The 5,608-nt window shown below is 61.9% G+C and carries 1 pseudogene (only partly in view); it reads left to right on the top strand.

Annotated features, from left to right (window positions below):
• Positions 1-331: 331 nt before the first annotated feature.
• Positions 332-5,608: pseudogene (locus LOY70_RS30185) on the top strand (amino acid adenylation domain-containing protein); its annotated part runs 11,073 nt beyond the window's last position; the annotation flags it as partial.

Genomic DNA, 5,608 nt, shown 5'->3' with positions numbered 1-5,608 from the left:
GTCGGCAACTTCCAACCGAAGGGTGAATGCCCTGTCCCGGGCTTTCCGGGCAGGGCGCTCGCCCTGAGTCCTGCGCTTCCGTATGCCCTGTCTGGCCGCCGTTGGGGCTTGTCCCTGCTTCCCATGACAGACATCACCTACCGAATGCTCTAATTTTTTTTGGCCTGTAAGGCAGCGGTTCGCAAACCGCCACCTTCGGTTGAACGTGACGATTATCCATCGCTTTGGCTCATGCGCCGAGGTCGGCCCAACCGCCGTCCAGGCGCTGCGCCGTACCTGAAAAACACATTTTTATCGTCAACCACTCCGAATTAGAAAAGCAGGTTCTTCGATGCAATTCAGCGAATTGATGGCAGCTCTTTCCCAGCATCCGATCCGTCTGCAGCAAGACGGCGACAACCTCGTGATCCTAGGCGACGACGAAAGAATGGACCACGCGCTATGGGAGAGCCTTACCGTCCATAAGCAGGAACTGCTCGACCTGGTGGAGAGAAATGGTGGCGACTGGCTGAGCCCGGCATTCCGGATCACGCCGGACATGCTGCCCCTGGCTGACCTGACGCAGGAAGAGATCGACCGGATTGTCGATACGGTGCCCGGCGGCGCGGGCAATGTGCAGGACATCTACCCGCTGGCACCGTTGCAGGAAGGCATTCTTTACCATCACCTGGCGGCGGAGCAGGGCGACCCCTATGTGCTGCAGTCCTTGTTCGGTGCCGATCGCAGGGCACGCCTGGACGACTTTGCCCAGGCGTTGCAGGGCGTCATCGATCGCCATGACATTCTGCGTACCTCAGTGGTTTGGGAGGGACTGGACGAGCCGGTGCAAGTGGTCTGGCACGAGGCCACGCTGGCGTTGGAGGAAATCGTGCTCGACCCGGCCGCCGGTGACGCCGTGTGGCAACTGCAACAGCGTTTCGACACCCGCCATCATCGTCTGGATGTGGGGCAGGCGCCGCTGATGCGACTGATTTGCGCGCAGGATCGTGACAACGACCGTTGGGTGGCGATCCTGCTGTTCCACCACATGGCGATAGACCATACGGCACTGGAGCTGGTGCAGGATGAAATGCAAGCGTTCCTGCTTGGGCAGGCCCACCAATTGCCCGACCCCGTGCCTTATCGCAACTACGTGGCGCAGGTCCGCCTGGGTGTGGGCGGTGATTCCCATGAAGCGTTTTTCCGCGAAATGCTGGCCGATGTCGATGAGCCGACCTTGCCACTGGGTTTTGCCGAGGTGCCTGAAGGCCAGTCGGTGATCGAAGAAGCCCACTTGCCGATCGACGCCTCGTTGAGCCGTCGCTTGCGGGCACAGGCCCGCCAATTGGGTGTCAGCGCCGCCAGCCTGCATCACTTGGCCTGGGCGCGGGTGGTGGGCGGTCTCTCGGGCAAACAGGACGTGGTGTTCGGCACGGTACTGATGGGGCGGATGCAGGGCGGCGACGGCGCCGACCGCGCCCTGGGCATGTTCATCAACACGCTGCCGCTGCGCGTGAAACTGGCCGGGCACGGTGCGCGCGAAGGCGTAAAAAATACCCATGCAAGCCTGACGGCGTTGCTCGGTCACGAGCATGCCTCGTTGGCCTTGGCCCAGCGTTGCAGCGGCGTGGCTGCACCCGCTCCGCTGTTCGGTGCCTTGCTCAACTATCGGCATAGCAACACGGCCCAAGCACTTTCGACCCAGACCCTTGAAGCATGGGAAGGTTTGCATGCGCTGGGAGGCGCAGAGGGCACGAACTATCCGTTGACCTTGTCGGTGGATGATCTGGGCGAAGGCTTCAGTCTCAGCGTATTGGCCCTGGCCGGAATGGGCGCTCAGCGCATTGCTGGGTACATGCGTCAGGCATTGGAGAATCTGGTCTGGATGCTCGAACAGGCGCCGGACCGGCCATTGCAGCACCTGTCGATCCTGCCGGCCTCGGAACGTGAGCAACTGCTGGTGACGTTCAACGCCACCGAGGCGGATTATCCGCAGCAGCAAACGATTCATGGGTTGTTCGAGGATCAAGTCCAGCGTACGCCGGAGGCGGTGGCGGTGATCCGTGGCGAACAGCGTCTGACTTATCACGAGTTGAACGAGCGGGCTAACCGCCTGGCCCATTACCTGCGCAAGCAGGGGGTGAAGCCCGATTCGCGAGTGGCGATCTGTGTAGAGCGTGGCATCGACATGGTGGTGGGGCTGCTGGCGATCCTCAAGGCCGGTGGCGGTTATGTGCCGTTGGATCCGGCGTATCCGCTTGATCGCATCACCTACATGCTGGAAGACAGTGCGCCGGCGGCGGTGTTGGCGCAGGACGCTACAGTCGGCTTGTTGAGCGATGCCTCGATGGCAGTGATCAATCTCGACAGCGGCTTGTGGCAGGGCGAATCCGTCCAGAATCCCGAGGTGGCCGAGCTGACGTCTTCGCACCTGGCCTATGTCATTTACACCTCGGGTTCGACCGGTCTGCCCAAAGGCGTGATGATCGAACACCGCAACACGGTGAACTTCCTGACCTGGGCCCATCGTTCGTTCGATGACGCCACATTGTCGAAAACCCTGTTCTCGACTTCGTTGAACTTCGACCTGGCGGTCTATGAATGCTTCGCGCCGCTGACCTCGGGTGGCAGCATCGAAGTGGTCACTAATGTGCTGGAACTGCAGCAAGGCGAGCACGACATCACGCTGATCAATACCGTGCCGTCGGCGCTCAAGGCCTTGCTGGAGTCCGGCGGATTGGGCGAGGGCGTCGATACGGTCAACGTCGCTGGCGAAGCTTTGAAGCGCAGCCTGGTGGAAACCCTGTTCGAACAGACCCAGGTCAAACGCCTGTGTAACCTCTACGGTCCTTCGGAAACCACGACCTATTCAAGCTGGGTATCGATGGCCCGGGAAGACGGGTTTGCCGCACACATCGGCAAACCCGTGGCGAACACCCAGTTCTACCTGTTGGATGAACACAAACAACCCGTCCCACTGGGCGTGCCGGGCGAAATCTACATCGGTGGTGCCGGGGTCGCTCGCGGTTATCTCAATCGTGATGACCTGACAGCCGAGCGTTTCCTGAAAGATCCGTTCAGCGCCGTTCCAAACGCTCGCATGTACAGGACCGGCGACTTGGGCCGCTACCTGCCAGATGGCAACATCGAATACCTGGGCCGCAATGACGACCAGGTGAAGATCCGTGGTTTCCGCATCGAACTGGGGGAGATCGAAGCCAAACTCGCCCAGGCTCCAAGCATCAAGGAAGCCGTGGTCGTGGCCCGTGAAGACGTACCGGGCGACAAACGCCTGGTCGCCTATTTCACCCAACACTCGCCGGACGAAACAATAGAGATCGAAGCCCTGCGCACGTACCTGCAAGCGCAGTTGCCGGCCTACATGGTGCCCGTCGCCTACGTGCGCCTGGATGCCTTGCCACTGACCCCCAACGGTAAACTCGACCGCAAGGCCCTGCCGGCACCGGACCTCGACGCGCTGATCACCCGTGGCTACGAAGCCCCGCAAGGCGAAGTCGAAACCACCCTGGCGCAGATCTGGCAAGACTTGCTCAAGGTCGAACGCGTCGGCCGTCATGACCATTTCTTCGAACTGGGCGGGCATTCCCTGCTGGCGGTCACGCTGATCGAGCGCATGCGCCAGGCCGGCTTGAGCGCCGACGTGCGCGTACTGTTCGGCCAGCCCACCCTGGCCGCGCTGGCGGCCGCTGTCGGCAGCGGGAAGGAGATCAGCGTTCCGGCGAACCTGATTGCGCTGGACTGCGAACGCATCACCCCCGAACTGCTGCCGCTGGCCAACCTGTCCCAGACGACCATCGACCGTCTCGTGGCGACAGTGCCGGGCGGTGTGCGCAACGTGCAGGACATCTACCCGCTGGCGCCGCTGCAGGAAGGCATTCTTTACCATCACCTGGCCGCCGAGCAGGGTGACCCGTATCTGCTCCAGTCGCAGTTTGCCTTCGACAGCCAGGAACGCCTCGATGGGTTCGCCCGGGCGTTGCAGGTCGTCATTGACCGTCACGATATCTTGCGCACCAGTATTGTGTGGGAAGGTCTGGATGAACCCATGCAAGTGGTCCGTCGTGAGGCCAGGCTGCACCTCGAAACCCTCGATCTCGATCCGGTCGCTGGCGATGTCGCTGAGCAACTGCGCCAGCGTTTCGACTCGCGGCATTACCGCCTGGACATCGCTCAGGCACCGCTGATGCGCTTGGCTTATGGAAGGGACGAGGCTAATCATCGCCTGGTCGCGACACTGTTGTTCCATCACCTCGCCCTGGACCATACGGCGCTGGAAGTGGTGCAACACGAAATGCAAACGTACCTGCTGGGTGAAGCCGAGCAACTGGCCGAAGCGGTGCCTTACCGCAATTACGTGGCCCAGGCACGCTTGGGCGTGAGTCGCGAAGAGCATGAGGCGTTCTTTCACGACATGCTCGGCGATATCGACGAGCCGACGCTGCCATTCAACCTGCAGGATGTACAGGGCGGCGGACGTGACATCGAAGAGACCAGCCAGGCGGTTGATTCCGACCTGGACCAGCGCCTGCGGGCCCAGGCCCGTCAATTGGGAGTGAGTGCCGCCAGCCTGGTGCACTTGGCGTGGGCGCAAGTGCTGGCCAAGGTATCCGGCAAGCAGGAGGTGGTGTTCGGTACGGTACTGATGGGCCGGATGCAGGGCGGGGAGGGTGCTGACCGTGCACTGGGGATGTTCATCAATACCCTGCCGCTTCGCGTGAGCCTGGGCGAGCAAGGCGTCAAGGCTGGGGTCAAGGCTGTCCATGGGCAACTGACTGCCCTGCTGGGGCACGAACATGCCTCGCTGGCGCTGGCTCAACGTTGCAGTGGCGTGGCGGCACCGTTGCCGTTGTTCAGTGCCTTGCTCAATTACCGCCATGGCGCCACGACGGCGTCGAACGAAGCATCGTCGGCCTGGAACGGTATGCAGGCACTGGGCGGTGAAGAACGGACCAACTACCCGCTGACATTGAACGTCGATGACCTGGGGACCGGTTTCAACCTGACGGTGCTGGTCGGACAGCAGATTGGCGCCCAACGGATTTGCGCTTATATGCACGCGGCATTGCAAACGCTCGTGCAGGCACTGGAACAGACGCCACAGGCGGCGCTGCATCGTCTGTCGATCTTGCCCGCAGCGGAACTGGAGCAGTTGCTGGTGACGTTCAACGCCACCGAGGTTGACTATCCGCAGCAGCAGACGATTCATGGTCTGTTCGAAGCCCAGGTCCAGCGTACGCCGGAGGCGGTGGCGGTGATCCGTGGCGAGCAGCGCCTGAGCTACCGCGAGTTGAACGAGCGGGCCAACCGCTTGGCCCATTACCTGCGCAAGCAGGGGGTGAAGCCCGATTCGCGGGTGGCGATCTGTGTCGAGCGCGGTATCGACATGGTTGTGGGGTTGCTGGCGATTCTCAAGGCTGGCGGCGGTTATGTGCCGTTGGATCCGGCGTATCCGCTGGACCGCATCGCCTACATGCTGGAAGACAGTGCGCCGGCGGCGGTGTTGGCGCAGACGGCGACCCTTGGATTGCTGGCAGAAGCATCGATGCCAGTGATCAATCTCGACAGCGACGACTGGCAGGACGAATCCGTCTTGAATCCCGAGGTCGCC

This window comes from Pseudomonas sp. B21-054 (genome assembly GCF_026016345.1).
Classification (GTDB): domain Bacteria; phylum Pseudomonadota; class Gammaproteobacteria; order Pseudomonadales; family Pseudomonadaceae; genus Aquipseudomonas.
This window is presented reverse-complemented; position numbering and strand designations above follow the sequence as displayed.